The following is an 18,171-nucleotide window of genomic DNA, read 5'->3' on the forward strand; positions in this document are numbered from 1 at the left end:
TTACTGTACATATTTTGTCTTTTTCAGAGTATTTAAAACTAAAAAAGAAGCTAAAAAGAAAATAGCCAAACACAATACACTCCATTGCATAGAATCCGTAATTGCGTACAATAAACCATATACGAACGTTCCAAGAACAATTGCTACTTTTTCTGTCACGTCATAAAAGCTAAAGTATGTTGCATGATCCTCTGTCTCTGGAAGTAGTTTAGAATAAGTAGACCTAGTTAAAGATTGAATTGCTCCTTGTACAAAACCTAATAAAACTCCTAAACCGTAGAAATAATACTCTACATTTTCTTGATTTTCATCTAAAAGAAAAGCAGTAAAGCAAACCAACATCCAAGTACAAATAGTAACTTTTAAAGCTTTAATATTTCCCCATTTTTCTGATAATCTAGAAAACACAAAAGCACCTGCAATTGCAACAACTTGCACTAATAAAATGGTTATAATTAAATTCATTGCTGGCAAGCCTAATTCGCTAGAACCAAAAATTGCTGCCATTAAAATAATGGTTTGTACACCAATACTTAATAAGAAAAAAGAAATTAAAAACCTTTTTAAGGTTGGATAATTCATCACTTCTTTTGCGACTACTTTAAGCTCTCTAAAACCTTTCCAGATATAATCTCTCTTTGGTTTTTTGTTATAAATATCATCGGGCAACCTTCTAAATGTTATTTGTGCAAAACCTATCCACCAAAGACCGACTAAAACAAAAGAAATACGTGAAGCCATTGAAGCAGTTATTCCAAACCATTCTGGTTTTTGAATCATTAATAAATTAATAATTAACAAAAAAACAGAACCGGTATAACCATAAATAAATCCTTTTGCACTTGCTCTATCTTGTTGCTCTGGATTTGCAACTTCTGGTAAGTATGCATTGTAAAAAACTAAACTTGCCCAAAAACCAATACTTGCTAAAATTGTGAAGAGAATACCAATCCAAACAGTATCTATCCCGTCAAAAAAATATAAACCTGATACAGACAAGCCTCCCATCCAACAAAAGAATTTCATGAATTTTTTCTTACTTCCTGTATAATCTGCAATTCCTGATAAAATAGGTGAAATAAATGCCACTACTAAAAAGGAAAATGACAAAGCGTAACTATATAAACTATCAGGATGATCCCATTCTATTCCTAGAAAAAAAACAGTTTCGCCCTCAGTGACTGCACTATAATATAAAGGAAAAACTGCCGTACTTATTACTAATGAATATACAGAGTTTGCCCAATCATAAAAAGCCCAAGCATTTATTAATTTTTTATCTCCAATTTTTAACATAAAATATATTTTATAAAAAACCGCTCAATTTCTTGAACGGTGTACAATATAGTAAAACTATTTATTTAATTTAATTTTTGATTTGAGATAGTGGTTGATTATACTTTTTAGCATACATTTTTGCCGTAGGTAAATAACTTTTTAAATCTTGTATTCTTGCTGCATTTGATGGATGTGTGCTTAAAATTTGTGGTGTACTACTTCCTCCGGAATTTTTACTCATTCTTACCCAAACTTCTGCAGCTTCTTTACCATCATAACCTGCCATTAACATAAAAACCAAACCTAGCCTGTCTGCCTCCTGCTCATGAGTTCTACTAAATTTCAACATTGTTAAACCAGAACCAACACCAAAAGCCGTATTCCAAATTTGTTGTGTCTCAGGATCCTTTTTTGATGTTCCTAAAGTCACCAATAAACCCCCAATTTGTTGACCATAAGATGAAGTCATACGTTCTTGACCATGTTTGGCAAATGCATGTGCAACTTCATGCCCCATAACTGCCGCAACACCATTTATGTTATCACAAATTGGCATAATACCAGTATAAAAGACAACTTTACCTCCTGGCATACACCAAGCATTTATCGTTTTATCTTCTACTAAATTAAATTCCCATCGATAAGAATCTGCTTCTGTAACCATATTGTTGGCTCTCATAAAGCGATCTACAGCTTGAGAAATATTTTTACCAACTTCTTTTATTTGGTTTGTCATTTCTCTATTAGTAGATAATTTATTTTCCGCTAAAAAACCTTTATATTGGGCAAAGCTTGTTGGTAAAACTTGCGAATCACTTACTAAATTCACTCTTTTTCTTCCTGTAATTGGCACAGTACTGCATGCTTCAAAAAGAACCATGATTATAACTAAAATAAGTACTTTTTTCATTTTTTTATATGTTTAGTCTATAACTAGTAAGACACTTTCTTATACAATAGGTCACAAATTTATTACTTTTTAAATTATAGATTCTATCTTTATTTAAAAATGTTTTTTTGTTGATATTTTAATAATTTATAATATTGTAAGTTATTTAATAAATATACGTCAAACCTATAAAATCAATTCTTTTATTACCAATGGATATAATAATATTCAATTAAAAAAAGATAATATTACACTTTTAGATATATGAAAAAATTAATTAGTACTCTTGTTTTATTAATGATGTTTAGCTGTGTAGGAAATTCACAAAATTCATCAAAAGAAAAGAAATCTTATAAAGTAGAAAAAACAGATATTGAATGGAAAAAATTACTTTCTCCAATGCAATATTATGTATTACGTGAAGCTGGCACAGAAAGGGCATTTACAAGTGAATTTAATGAAAATCACAAAAAAGGTATTTATGTTTGTGCGGCTTGCAAAACAGCTTTGTACAAATCTGAAAATAAATTTGATTCAGGCTCTGGCTGGCCTTCTTTTGATCGCGCTATAAACGGCAATATTGAGTTAGATGTAGATTATAAAATTGGGTATCGCAGAACTGAGCTCAAATGCAATACTTGTGGTGGTCATTTGGGGCATTCTTTTGATGATGGACCAAAAGAAACCACAGGAAAACGCCATTGCATTAATGGAGCTGCTTTAGAATTTGTTGTTGAAAAATAAAATTTCTAATTACTCAAATCATTACTCATAATTACTTTTTTTGTTACACTTTTGAGTTGATGTCTTCTTACTTTTCGAAACAATGGATTACATTTATAATAAATTTAATAGTTATGTTTTAAAAACATAGAGAGAGCATTGAAAAAGCTTAACAAAATATTAAATTATGAACACTTTAAAATTTTGTTAAAAAATTTCACTTCAAGTGCAATTCATAAATACATAAGTATTATTGGAACTTCTCAAAAACTAGCAATAAGCGTAATAAATTAATAGAAATTTATTTTCACTAACTGAAAAAAAGAATACCAATTTCTAAATTTATTCTTTGACTATTTTTATTAAAGGTTTAAGCACTTTTATAAATTGCATTTGTATTTTTAATCTAATAAATAGAGAACTTTTTGGTTAATTAAAGAGTAAATAACATAGCCACGGTTATGATAAATTATTTAATCACTTTTTTAGAATATATTATAGTTTTGCTAAAAAAACGATTCCTTTCTGCCCTATTTATATTGCTACCAAATGCTACGACTGGAATTAAAATACTTTTGATGTATGCAATCATCTTATTTTAAATCTTATCAATTATGCTTAAGGATTAAAAAAGAATGGCAAAGTTTAATTCAGCTCTAACTATATAGTCTAAATGCTAACATCCACACTAAATCACCATCAACATATCGAGTATAAAATCTACCCTATTTTACTACTATATCTTATAAATTTATTACATTTAACGCCGCAAATTATGGATGGATGGATAAGGATGAGATTTTAGATATATTAGAAACTAAACACCAAGAATTATTTACTTGGTTAGAAAATCAGCCTCAAGAAAATTGGATATTAGGTCCCGAAAAAAAATGGTCTACAAGTCAGCACATACAGCATTTAGCAGATAGCTTACAACTATTAAATAAGGCTTTAAGTTACCCAAGATTTTTTCTGAAATATAAATTTGGCATTTGTAATAGAGAATCTAGAGATTATAATACTATTGTAAAAAAATACCAGCAAAAACTTTCAGAAAATAGAGAAGGAATAAGAAATTTTAATAAAAAATTGAATAAACCAACTTTAAAAGAAAAAAAGCGTTTAATAACAAAACTTCAAATTCAACAAAAAAAATTGCAATACAAAACTAAAAAAATTAGCGAAAAAAACTTAGATAGCTTGGTTATTCCGCATCCTTTAATGGGAAAAATGACCATAAGAGAAATTATTATGTGGACAGTATATCACACAGAACATCATACAAAAACTTTACAAAAATTCTATTAAGTGAAAACTATTATTAAAAAACCTCATATTTTATTTTTTAGCTTAATCCCTCTTTTTATTTTTACAGGCTTAATAAGGGAAGATAACGTAATAGATGTAACAATATATAATACTTTTTTTGCCGTTAAAATTCATTATTGGTCTTACTTTTCAGCTCTTTTTGTTGCTTTAATTGGTTTAAATTATTACATGCTTTATTGGGCTAAAAAAGCAACAATACCTATATTATCTCTTTTTCACATTATATTTCAATTAGCTGCATTCATTCCTTTTATTTTTTGCCTCTTGTTTATAAATACAAAAACTGTTTTAGTACCTAACTTTCTGTCTGATTATATTAATATGTACGCAATACTTTCAACTTCATATATTCTTTTTGTAATATCCACATGTATATGTCTACTTAACTTCATTTTAGCTTTATTAAAAAAAAGAGATAGTTAATTTCAATAATATTTATGACCTACTTTTAACAAAAACTGATTTTTCTTTATTGGCTTTCTTTCATTATTTAATGAACTTTTTTACAAGCTCATTTCTAAATAAAAGATGATTAAAAAACTTTTTTAATCCCTAAACAAATCATCACTAATTCTTATATTTGTGCTTCCTAAAAAAGAACACAAGTTATGTTTAACAGTTTAAGCGATAAATTAGATAAAGCCTTACATACCCTAAAAGGACATGGTAAAATTACTGAAGTAAATGTTGCTGAAACCCTTAAAGAAGTTAGAAGGGCATTGTTAGATGCAGATGTTAACTTTAAAGTTGCCAAAAATTTTACAAAGAAAGTTCAAACTAAAGCATTAGGCCAAGATGTATTAACGACATTAAATCCTGGACAATTAATGGTAAAGTTAGTAAAAGATGAACTGACTGAACTAATGGGCGGAGAAACTGTTGGTATAAACCTTGGTGGTTCTCCGACAGTAATTTTAATGTCTGGTTTGCAAGGTTCTGGTAAAACTACTTTTTCAGGAAAATTAGCAAATTTTTTAAAAACAAAAAAGGCGAAGCAAGTTCTTTTAGTTGGTTGTGATGTATACAGGCCTGCTGCCATCAATCAATTACAAGTTGTAGGAGAGCAAATTGGAGTTGAAGTATATGCCGAAGTTGATAATAACAATCCTGTTGAAATTTCTAAAAATGCAATTGCTCACGCGAAAGCAAATAGTAAGAATGTTGTGATTATTGATACTGCTGGACGCTTGGCGGTAGATGAAGAAATGATGACAGAGATTTCTAACATTCATAAAGCTGTAAATCCACAAGAAACATTATTTGTGGTAGATTCTATGACTGGACAAGATGCTGTAAATACTGCAAAAGCTTTTAATGATATCTTAAATTTTGATGGAGTTATTCTTACAAAATTAGATGGTGATACAAGAGGTGGAGCAGCTTTAACCATAAAAACTGTTGTAGATAAACCGATTAAATTTATTGGTACTGGAGAGAAAATGGATGCTATTGATGTTTTCCATCCAGATAGAATGGCCGATCGAATTTTAGGTATGGGAGATGTTATTTCTCTTGTAGAGCGTGCTCAAGATCAATATGATGAGGAAGAAGCAAGAAAATTACAAAAGAAGATTGCTAAAAATCAATTTGGTTTTGATGATTTTTTAAGTCAGATTCAACAAATAAAAAAGATGGGAAGCATGAAAGATTTGGTTGGTATGATTCCTGGAGCTGGAAAAGCAATGAAAGATGTAGATATAGATGATGATGCATTTAAAGGAATTGAAGCAATTATTCATTCGATGACACCAGGTGAAAGAAGTACACCAAATTCAATAAATGCTAGCAGAAAAAAGAGAATTGCAAAAGGATCTGGAACTACAATACAAGAAGTAAATCAATTGATGAAGCAATTTAATCAAATGAGCAAAATGATGAAAATGATGCAAGGCGGTGGTGGTAAAAAAATGATGCAAATGATGAAAGGAATGCAATAAATTACACTTAGCAGTTAGTAAAAACAAACCTCTTTCAAATTGCGAATTTGGAATATAAAGTAACACAATAAACACTGAACCTGAAAAAACAAATGATTTTATTAGACGGAAAAAAAACTTCTGCAGATATTAAAGAAGAAATTGCTTTAGAAGTTCGAGAATTAAAAAATAGGGGAAACAAAACCCCACATTTAGCTGCAGTTATAGTTGGTAATGATGGTGCTAGTATTACGTATGTAAATGCCAAAGTAAAAGCTTGTGAAAGAGTTGGTTTTGAATCTACTTTAATCAGATTACCAAAGGAAACTTCAGAAGAAGATTTGTTAAATGAAATTGCTATATTAAATATCGACAATGATATTGATGGTTTTATAGTTCAATTGCCTTTACCTAAACATATTAATGAACAAAAGGTGATCATGGCTATTGATCCTAATAAAGATGTAGATGGTTTTCACCCAACAAATGTGGGAAAAATGGCGCTGAATTTACCCACTTTTATTTCTGCAACTCCTTTTGGAATTTTAGAATTATTAGATAGGTATAATGTTGAAACTTCTGGGAAACATGTTGTTGTTTTAGGAAGAAGTCATATTGTTGGTAGCCCAATGAGTATTTTGTTATCACAAAAAAGAAAAGTAGGAAATGCTACTGTAACCATGTGTCATAGCAGAACTAAAAACCTCAAAGAAATTACTTTACAAGCTGATATTATTGTTGCAGCAATCGGAATCCCTGAATTTGTTAAAGCAGAAATGGTTAAAGATAATGTTACTATAATTGATGTAGGAATTACTCGTCTAGCAGATTCCTCTAGAAAAAATGGATTTAGATTAGTTGGAGATGTTGCTTTTGATGAAGTCTCTAAAAAAGCAGCTTTTATTACTCCTGTTCCTGGTGGTGTTGGGCCAATGACCATTGCAATGTTATTAAAAAACACTTTATTAGCTTGCCAAAGAAAAAACTAAATAATTACTTTTTCTTTTGAATACCGCAGCATGTTTATTGAAAATACTCAAAACCCTTCTTTCAAAAAGAGCATTTTAGATGATACTTAAATAGCGATTAAAGTTCTACTGCTATTTATTAAATGGTTAAAACTAAAGTTACTAATAGCAATTTTAAAGTTGTTAATCATTATTGTAATTACTTTTTAATTTTATGGAAACTGATTTCTCAAAAGGATTAAAAGAAAGTCTTTAATATCTATTTTTGGGTTTAGCTTTATTCCTTTTGAGAAATTTATAACCATCAAAATAAATTTATAATTCCTGTTTTATTCTCTATGTACTAAATCTATGGAAAAAGCAGGCAGACAAACAGCAATATACTCGCAATCAGTATCAAAAGGATTAGAATATTGAACTCGTGTGTTTTTCTCTATTTTGATGGATTGCCCAGCTTTTAAAACAATCGTTTCGCCCTCGATAATAAACTGCTTTTTTCCCTTAATAATATAGGTGTACTCATCAAATTCTGGAGTTTGAAAAGGCTCACTCCATTTTGGAGGTGCAATCATGTGTGCAATACTTATTTGCGAATTTTGATCAGTAGCATTTCCAAAATGTTCTTCAATAATTTTACCATCTGTTGTTGGCACAACAAACGGTGTACTTTGAATTTGATATTTTTTTTTCATTGTAGAATTTAATTAAACCAAACTATAAAAGATTTAATTTTTGCTAAATCAGGAATTTGCTCTAAAGATATTTTTTGAGTAATAATGTCTTTAATACCTAACTCCTCTTTATCAATTGTGATGGTTGCATTTAATTCATCTAAAAAAAGGGTCACAGATTGAAGGGTAGATTCCGGCCTTATGCTATTATTGGCATTGATTTCAGAAAAATTAGAACTTAAACTTAAGCCAACTTCCGTTTTAAAACGATTATCATGAATTTCAATACTTCTTATAGTAGATGTAGAATCCAACTGATCTTTTGGTATAATTGTTAACAAATGTTTTCCTCCTTTTTCAAAAACTAAAATTTCATCATCATCTTGAAAATAATTATTTCCAAGAGCTCCTTCACTTAAATTCTTAACAAGAGAATCGTTATTGAAAATAGTTTCTAAATCTTTTATAGTGGTTACAGTAGAAATTAAACCTACTTTACCTTTTTCAATTTTAAATTTATCATTTTTATTACAACTGATAATTAATAATGAAAACACAATTAAAATTACCGATAAGGACTTCTTTTTGATCATTCTTTTTGTTTTATATTTTCTTTAAACGTTTAATTTTTAATTTTGTTATTTAATCATCTTTTTTAAAATTCCAAAAAAGGCTCTAATAAAAGTGGCACTTGTTAATACTTTCACAATTGGGTTTTGTCTTGTACTTCTTCTTGAATAAGATTTCGTCGCTCTTTTTTCTTTTATTTCTCTTTCTTTTTGTTCTGCTAAATTAATCTTTTCAATTTTATTATTTAACAATTCGTAGGCACTTTCTCTATCTAATTCTTGATTATATTTGTGCATTAACCTTGAGTTATCTATTACATTGCCTAATTCTTTGTCTGTTAATACATCCATTCTACTCATTGGCGCACGCAACATTGTTCTGGCTAGTGGAGTAGGAATTCCTTTTTCATTTAAAACAGATACAAATGCTTCTCCAATTCCTAATTGAGTTAAAACTTCTTTCGTATCATAATAATCAGAACTTGGATAATTTTCTGCAGCCAACTTAATTGCTTTTCTGTCTTTTGCAGTAAATGCTCTTAATGCATGTTGTATTTTTAAACCTAATTGTGCTAAAATATCTTCAGGTACATCTTTAGGGTTTTGAGTAACAAAATACAAACCAATTCCTTTAGAACGTATTAATTTTACAATACTTTCTATTTGGTTTAATAATGCTTTTGAAGCTTCTTCAAAAACTAAATGTGCTTCATCAATAAATATAATAAGTTCTGGTCTGCCACTATCTCCTTGTTCTGGAAAGGTTTCATAAACCTCTGCTAACAATTGTAGCATAAATGTTGAAAATAACTTAGGCTTGTCTTGAATATCGGTTAAACGTAAAACTGAAATAATTCCTCTTCCGTTTTCATCAATTCTACTTAAATCTTCAACATCAAAAGATTTTTCACCAAAGAATAAATCCCCTCCTTGTTGTTCTATTTGTATAATTTTACGTAAAATAGCTCCAGTACTGGCCGTAGAGATTCTACCATATTCAGCTTGAATTTCTTCTTTGCCTTCTTGCGTTACAAATTGTAAAACTTTTTTAAAGTCTTTTAAGTCTAGTAAAGGCAACTTGTGGTCATCACAATACTTAAAAATAATTGCTAAAATACCTGATTGTGTCTCTGTTAAATCTAAAATTTTTGATAATAAAACAGGACCAAATTCGGATATAGTTGCACGCATTCTTGTACCATCCTGTTCTGAAATTGTTAGAACTTCTATTGGAAACTTTTTTGCTTCAAAAGGAAAACCAATTTTTGCATGACGTTCATCAATCTTTGGATGACCCGGGCTTGGTTGCGCCAAACCAGATAAATCTCCTTTAATATCCATTAATAAAACAGGAATTCCTTTTTCCGATAGATTTTCAGCTAAAACTTGTAGCGTTTTTGTTTTTCCTGTACCAGTAGCGCCAGCAATTAAACCATGTCTATTCAGCGTTTTTAAAGGGACCTTAACAATGGCATTTGTAACCGTTTCTTCCCCTAACATAGCTGCTCCAAGTGCTATAAACTCTCCTTTAGTTTTATTACCATTGTTTATATACTCAAAGAATTCCTCTTGCTCACTCATCTTCTTAAATTTTTATAAAAATAATCAAAGTTTCATTGTTAAATAATAAAAAGTGGATTTAGTTTAATTCATTACCTAATTCAATAATTTCATATTTAATAGAAATCTGTTAAATTATTTGTGGAATCTTAATTGAGCTTTTCTATTTTGTATCTTGTAGCCCGTTATAAAAAACCAAACTCAATGAAAAAATTATTTACAATCCTTTTTTTAAGCGCTAGTTCTCTACTCTTTTCTCAAGAGTTTTCCATGGATATTCTAAAAAATATGACACCAAGAAATATTGGCCCCGGAGGAATGTCTGGGCGCGTAACTTCTATTGATGTTGTGGAATCTAATCCTGAAATTATATATGCTGGTACCGCTTCTGGTGGAATTTGGAAATCAACTTCTGGTGGAATTAAATGGAAACCTATTTTCGAAAAAGAATTAACGGCTTCCATAGGAGCAATTGCCATCCAGCAATCAAATCCCAGTGTTATTTGGGCAGGAACAGGTGAAGGAAATCCAAGAAATAGTTTAAATGGTGGATTTGGAATTTATAAATCTTTAGATGCGGGAAAAACATGGAAATCCATGGGTTTAGAAAAAACGAGACACATTCATAGAGTAATTATCAATCCTACAAATTCAGATGTAGTTTATGTTGGCGCCATTGGCTCTCCTTGGGGAGAACACAAAGAACGTGGTGTTTATAAGACCATGGATGGTGGTAAAACTTGGAAACAAATATTGTTTACAAACATAAAATCTGGAACTGCAGATTTAATTATGGATCCTACAAATCCAAACAAATTAATTGCTTCGATGTGGGAACACAAACGTGATCCTTGGTTTTTTAAATCTGGAGGAACAGGAAGTGGGGTATACATTACGCATGATGGGGGAGAAAACTGGAAACAAATTACAGAAAAAGATGGTTTCCCTAAAGGTGATTTAGGAAGAATAGGCGTTGCCATAGCTCCTAGCAACCCCGATGTAATTTATGCTCTGGTTGAAGCGAAAAAAAATGCGTTGTATAAAAGTGAAGATGGTGGTTCTAAATGGAAGAAAATAAATGACAAACCTGGTATTGGAAATCGTCCTTTTTATTATTCAGAAATTTATGTAGACCCTCAAAATGAAAATAGATTATACACAGTGTTCACGTATATTAATGTTTCACAAGACGGTGGCAAATCTTTCGAACAATTAATGCCTGCTTACGGCGTAGATAACGGCGTTCATCCAGATCATCATGCTTGGTGGATTCATCCAAAAAATGGAAAATTCATGATTGATGGGAATGATGGTGGATTAAACATTACGAAAGATGGAGGTAAATCATGGCGTTTTATTGGTAACATACCAGTGGCTCAATTTTATCATATAAATGTGGATAATGAATTTCCATATAACATTTATGGTGGCATGCAAGATAATGGCTCTTGGAGAGGTCCAAGCTATGTGTGGAAAGCACAAGGAATTAGAAATTCTTATTGGCAAGAAATTAGTTTTGGAGATGGTTTTGATGTTGTACCCGATAAAGACGATTCAAGATATGGTTGGTCCATGAGCCAGCAAGGTTCTGTAGTAAGATATGATTATAAAACAGGAAATAATTATTCGGTAAAACCAACACATTTCGATGCTAGTATAAAATTACGTTTCAATTGGAATGCAGCTATTAATATGGATCCATTTGATAATTCTACCTTATATTTTGGAAGTCAGTTTGTACATAAATCAACAGATAAAGGTTTAACCTGGAGTGTTATTTCTCCGGATTTATCAACAAATAATCCTGAAAAATTAAAACAAGCAGAAAGTGGTGGTTTAACTATGGATGCAACTGGTGCAGAAAATCATTGTACCGTTTTAGTAATTGAGCCTGCTGTTTTAGAAAAAGATGTTTTGTGGGCAGCTACTGATGATGGTCAAGTACATATCACCAAAAATGGGGGTAAAAACTGGGTGAATGTAGCAAAAAACATAAAAGGTTTACCCAAAAATAGTTGGATTACACAAATAAAAGCATCCAATAAAAATAAAGGAGAAGCATTACTAATAGCAAATGATTACAGACGTTTTAACTATACTCCTTATGCCTATAGAACTAAAAATTATGGATTAACTTGGGAACGTATTGTTGACGAAAATGATGTACAAAGTTATACGCTCTGTATTATAGAAGATCCTAAAAACGAGAATCTACTTTTCTTAGGTACTGATGATGGTTTGTATATTTCTATAAATGCAGGAGAAAAATGGACAAAATGGACGGAAGGTTTTCCAACCGTTCCTGTAAAAGATTTGGTAATTCATCCAAGAGAAAATGATTTAATTATTGGAACTTTTGGAAGAGCTGCATGGGTTTTAGATGATATTAGACCATTAAGAGCAATTGCAAATGGAAATATTACTACTAAAAAGTTAGCATTATTCTCAGCTCCTACTGCATATCAAGCAGCAAGACAACAACCAACAGGAAGTAGATTTGGTGCAGATGCTTTGTATCAAGGAGAAAACAGAAAAAGTGGTGCTTTAATTTCTTATTATATAAATAGACCTGCGAAAAAGAAAGAAGAAATTAAGTCTACAAAGAAGAAAACAAATGAGGACAAAATTAAATCTGAAGGCAAAAAAACAGTAAAATATGACTCTATTAAATTAGAAGTTTTTGATGGTAATAGACAAATAAGAACTTTAAAATTTAAAGCACCTAAAGAAAATGGAATTCATAAAACTAGATGGTTTTTAAGAGAAAAAGGTGTTGCTAGAGCTTCCAGAAAAATTTCTAAATCTAAAAGAGAACCAAGTGGCGTTTCTGTAAAACCAGGAACTTATAAATTAAAAATGACTTTTGGCGATGTTATTTCTGAACAAAATATAAAAGTAGAATTTGATCCTAGATTAGCAATTTCTGATGAAGCAATTAATCAAAAATACAATGCTAGTAAAGAACTGGAAAGATATCAAGAAAAAATTACTTCTATTGTAAACCAATTGGTAGAAAGTAAAAATACAGCAACTTCCATAAAATCTCAATTAACAAAAGAGAATAAAACGAAATATAAAAGTGAGATAAAATCATCCTCAAAAATTATAAAAGAAATTGACACTTTAATAGCTATATATCTAGGGAAAGTTGACAAAAGGCAAGGGATTACTAGAAACAAAGAAGTTACGGTAAATCAGCGTTTTGGAACTGCTAATTATTATGTTCGTTCACGATTCGGTAAACAGACTGCCACAGAAATTCAATTGATAAATCAGTTTAAAGAAGAATTCAATAAAGCGCTTTCTAAAACAAATTCTTTTTTCAATAAAGAATGGATAAGCTATAAATCATCAACAGAAAAGATATATATTTCCCCTTTTAAAGAAACTAAAATTTATTCAATTAAATAAAGATGAAGAAAACAAGTGTCATTTTGTGCCTGAGTTTTTTATGCTTTCAGCTACAAGCACAAAAGACTGCTGAAAACAGCCTAGGAACATGGTATATGTATAATGGTTCCCATCGACTATCAGATAAGATTGCGCTAAAAACGATGGCTCATTTAAGATATTTTGAGGTTGCTAGCGAATTTCAACAAGAGGTTTACAGATTAGGTCTTAACTATACTTTTAACCCAAAAACTAATCTTACAGTAGGTTTAAGCTATGCTACTGCTGATGTTGCTTATGATACTCCTTCAAATAATTTATACGAATGGAGATTGTATGAAGACTTAAATTTAAAATCTAAATGGGGAAAATTTATAGCAAAACATCGTATTCGTTTTGAGCATCGTTTTATTCATAAAAATATTACTCAGGATGCCACACAAAGTTGGATTCGGTATAACTTAAATGTAGGCACTCCAATTTCTAAAAAATGGAGTGTTTACGCTTTTAATGAACTATTTTTAAACCTAGATCGAGGTAAAAGATTTTCTCAAAATTGGACTGGAGCTGGTTTTTTACACAAACTGAACAATAATTTAAAAATAAAATTAGGCTATATCCAAATAAAATTACCAGCTAACACTTTAAAAAGATTACAATTAGGTGTAATTCTAAATACAAATCATAAAAAAAAATAAACAGATAATGACTGAACCAATTTTTACAAATGATGCCATTGTTTTTGGTATTTTAATGATTTCTTTAGGATTTGTTTTTTACACAGAAAACATAAAAGCTGGTTTTTGGCAAAAATTTTATAAAATTGTACCAGGGTTATTTATGGCTTATTTTATCCCTGCTTTGTTTACAACTTTTGGTGTTATATCTCCAGAATGGGAAACCACAAATACTATGGGAGAAACCGTTGGTGCCAGCTCACAATTGTATTACGTATCGAGTCGTTTTCTGCTACCTGCAGCTTTGGTTTTAATGACGTTGAGTATCGATTTAAAAGCTATTTTCAACCTAGGTTCTAAAGCATTAATTATGTTTTTTACCGGGACTGTTGGTATTATCATTGGTGGGCCTTTAGCTATATTATTAATTTCAATTTTCTCGCCAGAAACTGTTGGAGGGGCCGATTTCGATGCAGTTTGGAGAGGACTCTCTACACTTGCAGGAAGTTGGATTGGTGGTGGAGCAAACCAAACAGCAATGCTCGAAATTTATCAATACAACCCTGCAAAATATGGTGGAATGGTAATTGTGGATATTGTTGTTGCAAATGTTTGGATGGCCATTTTATTAATAGGAATTGGTAAAAAAGATAAAATAAATAAATGGTTAAAAGCAGATACAACCGCTATTGAAGAATTGAAAGAAAAAGTAATCAGTTTTACGCAAAAAGTAAAAAGAAATCCTACCCTTTCAGATTTAATGATCATGTTAGCCATTGCATTTGGAACCGTTGGTTTTGGACATTTTGCCTCTAAATATTTAAGTATCTTTTTCTCTGATTTTGTAGCTTCCATCGAATCCCAAACTTGGCGTAATATTTTCTCTTTCTTAGGATCCGGTTTTTTCTGGTTAATTAGTGTTTCTACCATTGTTGCAATTATTTTATCTTTTACCAAAGCAAAAAATTATGAAGGTGCTGGTGCAAGTAAAATAGGTAGTGTTTTTATTTACGTTTTGGTAGCCACTATTGGTATGAAAATGGATTTAAATCAAGCTTTTGAAAACCCTGGCTTAATGGTTATTGGATTGGTTTGGATGATAATTCATGCGGGCTTATTGATCTTAGTTGCTAAAATCATCAAAGCTCCTTACTTCCTTTTGGCTGTTGGAAGTCAAGCAAATGTTGGTGGTGCAGCTTCTGCTCCCATTGTTGCACAAGCATTTCATCCATCGTTAGCAACTGTAGGTGTTTTGTTAGCCGTTTTTGGCTATGCAATTGGAACTATTGGTGCAATCGCCTGTACTATTTTAATGGAATTAGCTTCAACTTTATAAAAAAAAACAGCATATTTGCACTCCAAAGTCATAATCAAAATGAAAAAAATTACCACTCTTCTAGTATTATCAATTGTGCTTTTTGCATGTTCTTCTAAAAAGGAAGGAAATATGATTGTACAAGGACAAATTAAAGGCCTTAAAAAAGGAACTTTATATCTTCAGAAAATGAAAGATACGTTATTAGTTTCTGTAGACTCTGTTGCCTTATTAGGAAAAGATACTTTTACATTAACAGACAACGTAGATTCTCCTGTTTTATATTATTTAACATTTGATGGAAATACAACAGACAAAAGAATTTTATTTTTTGGTGAAAAGGGTGTTATTACCATAAATGATCAAGTTAAAGGTTTTGGTTATGCTCCAAAAATTACTGGTTCTAAAAATCAAGCAATATTAGATAAATACAATACTGTAAGTAAACGATTTCAAAATCAACGTTTAGAATTTATCAAGAAAGATTTTGACGCAAAAAAAGCAAATGATTTAGATTTGTTAAAAAAGTTAGAAGTTGATTACAAAAGACTCACCAGAAGAAGAGTTTTATACACAACAAACTTTGCACTTACGAATGCTGATTATGAAGCTGCACCATATATTGCTTTAACAGAAATGTATGATGCTAGTCTAAAAATGTTAGATACTGTTAATTACTCTTTATCTCCTAAAGTGAAAAAATCAACATACGGAAAACGTTTTCAAGAGTATTTAGATAATATTAAAGAAGCTGAAAGAAAAGAATAGTTTACTTATCAATGCTTTTTATTGCTTTTTTAAGATCCTTTTGAGGTAATTTACAGGTACCATTTACGCATACATAAATAAAGGTTTCATCTTCATTGAATTTATACGATAACAATGGTAATGTGGTGTTCTCTTTCGTGGTTCCAGCGATTAAAATATTTGGATTATAATTATTAATTAAACTAGTATTTACTTCCATTGCATTATCACCGGCAACAACCACTTCATAAAAAGGATTCGTGAAATTGGTCATTAAATTTAACCAGTTACTATAATTAGCAGGATTCAATTTAACATTATCCTTTAAATTATTTAACATTTGTTCTGACGTTTTTAAATATTTGGAATTTGAAAAATAATGCCCTAATTTAAAAAGACTGTTTGCTATCATTGAGTTTGACGATGGAATTACACCATCGATGATTTCGTATTTTCTAGCAATTAAATTTTCATCTTCTTTAGACGTGAAATAAAACATTTTAATGTTTTCATCAAAAAAATTAACAAACAGAATATCTATTAAATTTTTGGAAATTGTTAACCATTTTTCATCTAACGTAACTTCATATAACGAAATAAACGACTTCATCACTGTTGCATAATCTTCGGAATATGCATTTATAGTGCTTTTACCATTTTTAAAATTTCTATATAAACCTTGATCTTTTCTTAATTGATTCTCTGCTAAGAAGTTTGCATTTTTAAGCGCACTCTCTAAATATTCTTTATTTCCAAAAGCTCTATACGCATCCACATATCCTTGAATCATTAAAGCATTCCAAGAGGTCAGCACTTTATCATCTAAATTAGGTTTGCTTCTTTTATTTCTTGCTTTATGTAAAACCTTTTTCCACTTAGAAACTTTTTCATTTAGAACTACTATTGTAATATTTTGTTCTTTTGCAAACTCAACTTTTGATTTATTTCTTATCAAAACATACTTGCTATTTTCCCAAAGTCCAAAGTCATTTATGTTATAAAATTCTTTAAAAAGAGTAAAATCATCTTGAAGCAATTCTATTAGTTCCTCTTCCGTCCATTCATAAAACGCTCCTTCTTCTTTTTCTCCTGAGCTATTTTTACTGTCTGCATCTAAAGAGGAATAAAAGGCTCCATTATTGCTTGTTAATTCGTTTTCAATGAAATGTAAGGTTTCTTGTACAACATCTTTATAAAGTTTGTTTTTATCCTTTAAATAGGCTTTAGAGTATAAACTCACTAATTGTGCATTGTCATAAAGCATTTTCTCAAAATGAGGAATATGCCATTTTTCGTCAATAGCATATCTTGAGAAACCACCACCAATATGATCATAAATACCGCCAAAAGCAATTTTTGCTAATGCATTTTCTAGGTAATTATCGATTGAAGTATCCTTAAATTGATAACTATACCTTGCTAAAAATTCTAATGAATTTGGCATTGGGAATTTTGGTACACCTTTAAATCCACCATAAATAGTGTCCATTTGATTTCTCCATAAGGCCACAGAAGATGTAATCTCTTTTTTAGTAAAACTAGGCGTTTCTTTGTTTAAGGTAATGAGCTGAGATTCTTGAATACCCTTTGTTAAATTCTCTGCAAACTCAATAGCTTTTTGAGGTTCTTCTTTATATAATTTAGAAATACTCTTTAATACTTTAGACCATTGTTCTTTTGTAAAATAGGTTCCTCCATAAATAGGTCTTCCATCTGGAAGTGCAATGCAATTTAGAGGCCAACCACCGCCGCCTGTCATTAATTGTACCGCATTCATATAAACTTTATCTACATCTGGCCGCTCTTCTCTATCTACTTTTATATTGATAAAATTAGCATTCATAATTTTAGCAATAGAATCATTTTCAAAACTTTCTTCTTCCATTACATGACACCAATGACACGCAGAGTATCCTACAGAAATTACAATTAGCTTATTTTCTTTTTTTGCTAATGCCAATGTCTTTGGATTCCAGGCTTTCCAGTTTACAGGATTATAGGCATGTTGTAATAAGTATGGACTTGTCTCATGTATTAAATCGTTACTTTTTTTAGACTCTTTTAACGCTTCCTTTGAACAATTTAAGAAAATGAATAAAACAAATAGTAAGGCTGTATATTTATTGAAGAAAATCAATT

General features: G+C 30.4%; 15 protein-coding genes. 9 read left to right on the plus strand and 6 right to left on the minus strand.

Going from position 1 to position 18,171, the window contains the following annotated elements; genetic code table 11:
• Together BLT88_RS08980 and BLT88_RS08985 are read right to left on the minus strand one after the other, a co-directional pair.
• Complete coding sequence (locus BLT88_RS08980) at positions 1-1,296, minus strand: MFS transporter (RefSeq protein ID WP_091954283.1); 1,296 nt, start codon at positions 1,294-1,296, stop codon at positions 1-3.
• A gap of 70 nt (positions 1,297-1,366) precedes the next feature.
• Positions 1,367-2,188, minus strand: coding sequence for a M48 family metallopeptidase (locus BLT88_RS08985; protein ID WP_091954284.1), 822 nt, complete (start codon positions 2,186-2,188; stop codon positions 1,367-1,369).
• 243 nt (positions 2,189-2,431) lie between these two features.
• Between BLT88_RS08985 and msrB the strand changes: the two genes are divergently transcribed.
• The 5 genes from msrB to folD all read left to right on the plus strand — a co-directional run bounded on the left by msrB (position 2,432) and on the right by folD (position 7,124).
• Positions 2,432-2,911 carry a peptide-methionine (R)-S-oxide reductase MsrB gene (msrB, locus tag BLT88_RS08990; protein ID WP_091954286.1) on the plus strand — a complete coding sequence of 160 codons (480 nt, stop codon included), beginning with the start codon at positions 2,432-2,434 and terminating at the stop codon, positions 2,909-2,911.
• Between the two features lie 762 nt (positions 2,912-3,673).
• Positions 3,674-4,198 carry a DinB family protein gene (locus BLT88_RS08995; RefSeq protein ID WP_036786761.1) on the plus strand — a complete coding sequence of 175 codons (525 nt, stop codon included), beginning with the start codon at positions 3,674-3,676 and terminating at the stop codon, positions 4,196-4,198.
• Positions 4,199-4,642, plus strand: coding sequence for a hypothetical protein (locus BLT88_RS09000; protein WP_091954287.1), 444 nt, complete (start codon positions 4,199-4,201; stop codon positions 4,640-4,642).
• Between the two features lie 185 nt (positions 4,643-4,827).
• Positions 4,828-6,156 (plus strand): signal recognition particle protein, encoded by a 1,329-nt coding sequence (ffh, locus tag BLT88_RS09005; RefSeq protein WP_091954289.1) that lies wholly within the window; start codon positions 4,828-4,830, stop codon positions 6,154-6,156.
• Between the two features lie 92 nt (positions 6,157-6,248).
• Positions 6,249-7,124, plus strand: coding sequence for a bifunctional methylenetetrahydrofolate dehydrogenase/methenyltetrahydrofolate cyclohydrolase FolD (gene folD / locus BLT88_RS09010; RefSeq protein ID WP_036786767.1), 876 nt, complete (start codon positions 6,249-6,251; stop codon positions 7,122-7,124).
• Positions 7,125-7,432: 308 nt separating this feature from the next.
• Here the strand turns inward: folD and BLT88_RS09015 are convergent, their stop codons facing one another.
• From BLT88_RS09015 to BLT88_RS09025, 3 genes are read right to left on the minus strand one after another with little or no spacing between them, the layout of a single operon-like run.
• Positions 7,433-7,795 (minus strand): cupin domain-containing protein, encoded by a 363-nt coding sequence (locus tag BLT88_RS09015; RefSeq protein WP_036786769.1) that lies wholly within the window; start codon positions 7,793-7,795, stop codon positions 7,433-7,435.
• A gap of 8 nt (positions 7,796-7,803) precedes the next feature.
• Complete coding sequence (locus BLT88_RS09020) at positions 7,804-8,367, minus strand: hypothetical protein (protein WP_036786771.1); 564 nt, start codon at positions 8,365-8,367, stop codon at positions 7,804-7,806.
• A 45-nt stretch (positions 8,368-8,412) separates the two neighbouring features.
• Positions 8,413-9,924: a helicase HerA-like domain-containing protein gene (locus BLT88_RS09025; RefSeq protein ID WP_091954290.1), complete on the minus strand. Its 1,512-nt coding sequence runs from the start codon at positions 9,922-9,924 to the stop codon at positions 8,413-8,415.
• Between the two features lie 183 nt (positions 9,925-10,107).
• Here BLT88_RS09025 and BLT88_RS09030 point away from each other — a divergent pair, with 183 nt between their 5' ends.
• From BLT88_RS09030 to BLT88_RS09045, 4 genes are read left to right on the plus strand one after another with little or no spacing between them, the layout of a single operon-like run.
• Entirely contained in the window at positions 10,108-13,314 is a 3,207-nt protein-coding gene (locus BLT88_RS09030) for a hypothetical protein (protein WP_091954292.1), read from the plus strand.
• A gap of 2 nt (positions 13,315-13,316) precedes the next feature.
• Positions 13,317-13,991, plus strand: a complete 675-nt coding sequence (locus BLT88_RS09035) for a DUF2490 domain-containing protein (protein WP_091954293.1) — start codon at positions 13,317-13,319, stop codon at positions 13,989-13,991.
• 7 nt (positions 13,992-13,998) lie between these two features.
• Complete coding sequence (locus tag BLT88_RS09040) at positions 13,999-15,306, plus strand: DUF819 domain-containing protein (protein ID WP_091954295.1); 1,308 nt, start codon at positions 13,999-14,001, stop codon at positions 15,304-15,306.
• Between the two features lie 39 nt (positions 15,307-15,345).
• On the plus strand, positions 15,346-16,053 hold the full coding sequence (locus tag BLT88_RS09045; RefSeq protein ID WP_091954296.1) for a DUF4369 domain-containing protein: 708 nt from the start codon (positions 15,346-15,348) through the stop codon (positions 16,051-16,053).
• Between the two features lies 1 nt (position 16,054).
• Here the strand turns inward: BLT88_RS09045 and BLT88_RS09050 are convergent, their stop codons facing one another.
• Positions 16,055-18,169: a thioredoxin domain-containing protein gene (locus BLT88_RS09050; protein ID WP_231959963.1), complete on the minus strand. Its 2,115-nt coding sequence runs from the start codon at positions 18,167-18,169 to the stop codon at positions 16,055-16,057.
• Between the last annotated feature and the right edge of the window lie 2 nt (positions 18,170-18,171).

The sequence above is a fragment of the Polaribacter sp. Hel1_33_78 genome, assembly GCF_900106075.1.
Classification (GTDB): domain Bacteria; phylum Bacteroidota; class Bacteroidia; order Flavobacteriales; family Flavobacteriaceae; genus Polaribacter.

Bases quoted from the DNA above. Each gene is read 5' to 3' on its own strand.
- BLT88_RS08980 (WP_091954283.1), bottom strand. From the start codon at position 1,296: ATGTTAAAAATTGGAGATAAAAAATTAATAAATGCTTGGGCTTTTTAT.
- BLT88_RS08985 (WP_091954284.1), bottom strand. From the start codon at position 2,188: ATGAAAAAAGTACTTATTTTAGTTATAATCATGGTTCTTTTTGAAGCA.
- msrB (WP_091954286.1), top strand. From the start codon at position 2,432: ATGAAAAAATTAATTAGTACTCTTGTTTTATTAATGATGTTTAGCTGT.
- BLT88_RS08995 (WP_036786761.1), top strand. From the start codon at position 3,674: ATGGATAAGGATGAGATTTTAGATATATTAGAAACTAAACACCAAGAA.
- ffh (WP_091954289.1), top strand. From the start codon at position 4,828: ATGTTTAACAGTTTAAGCGATAAATTAGATAAAGCCTTACATACCCTA.
- folD (WP_036786767.1), top strand. From the start codon at position 6,249: ATGATTTTATTAGACGGAAAAAAAACTTCTGCAGATATTAAAGAAGAA.
- BLT88_RS09015 (WP_036786769.1), bottom strand. From the start codon at position 7,795: ATGAAAAAAAAATATCAAATTCAAAGTACACCGTTTGTTGTGCCAACA.
- BLT88_RS09020 (WP_036786771.1), bottom strand. From the start codon at position 8,367: ATGATCAAAAAGAAGTCCTTATCGGTAATTTTAATTGTGTTTTCATTA.
- BLT88_RS09025 (WP_091954290.1), bottom strand. From the start codon at position 9,924: ATGAGTGAGCAAGAGGAATTCTTTGAGTATATAAACAATGGTAATAAA.
- BLT88_RS09030 (WP_091954292.1), top strand. From the start codon at position 10,108: ATGAAAAAATTATTTACAATCCTTTTTTTAAGCGCTAGTTCTCTACTC.
- BLT88_RS09035 (WP_091954293.1), top strand. From the start codon at position 13,317: ATGAAGAAAACAAGTGTCATTTTGTGCCTGAGTTTTTTATGCTTTCAG.
- BLT88_RS09040 (WP_091954295.1), top strand. From the start codon at position 13,999: ATGACTGAACCAATTTTTACAAATGATGCCATTGTTTTTGGTATTTTA.
- BLT88_RS09045 (WP_091954296.1), top strand. From the start codon at position 15,346: ATGAAAAAAATTACCACTCTTCTAGTATTATCAATTGTGCTTTTTGCA.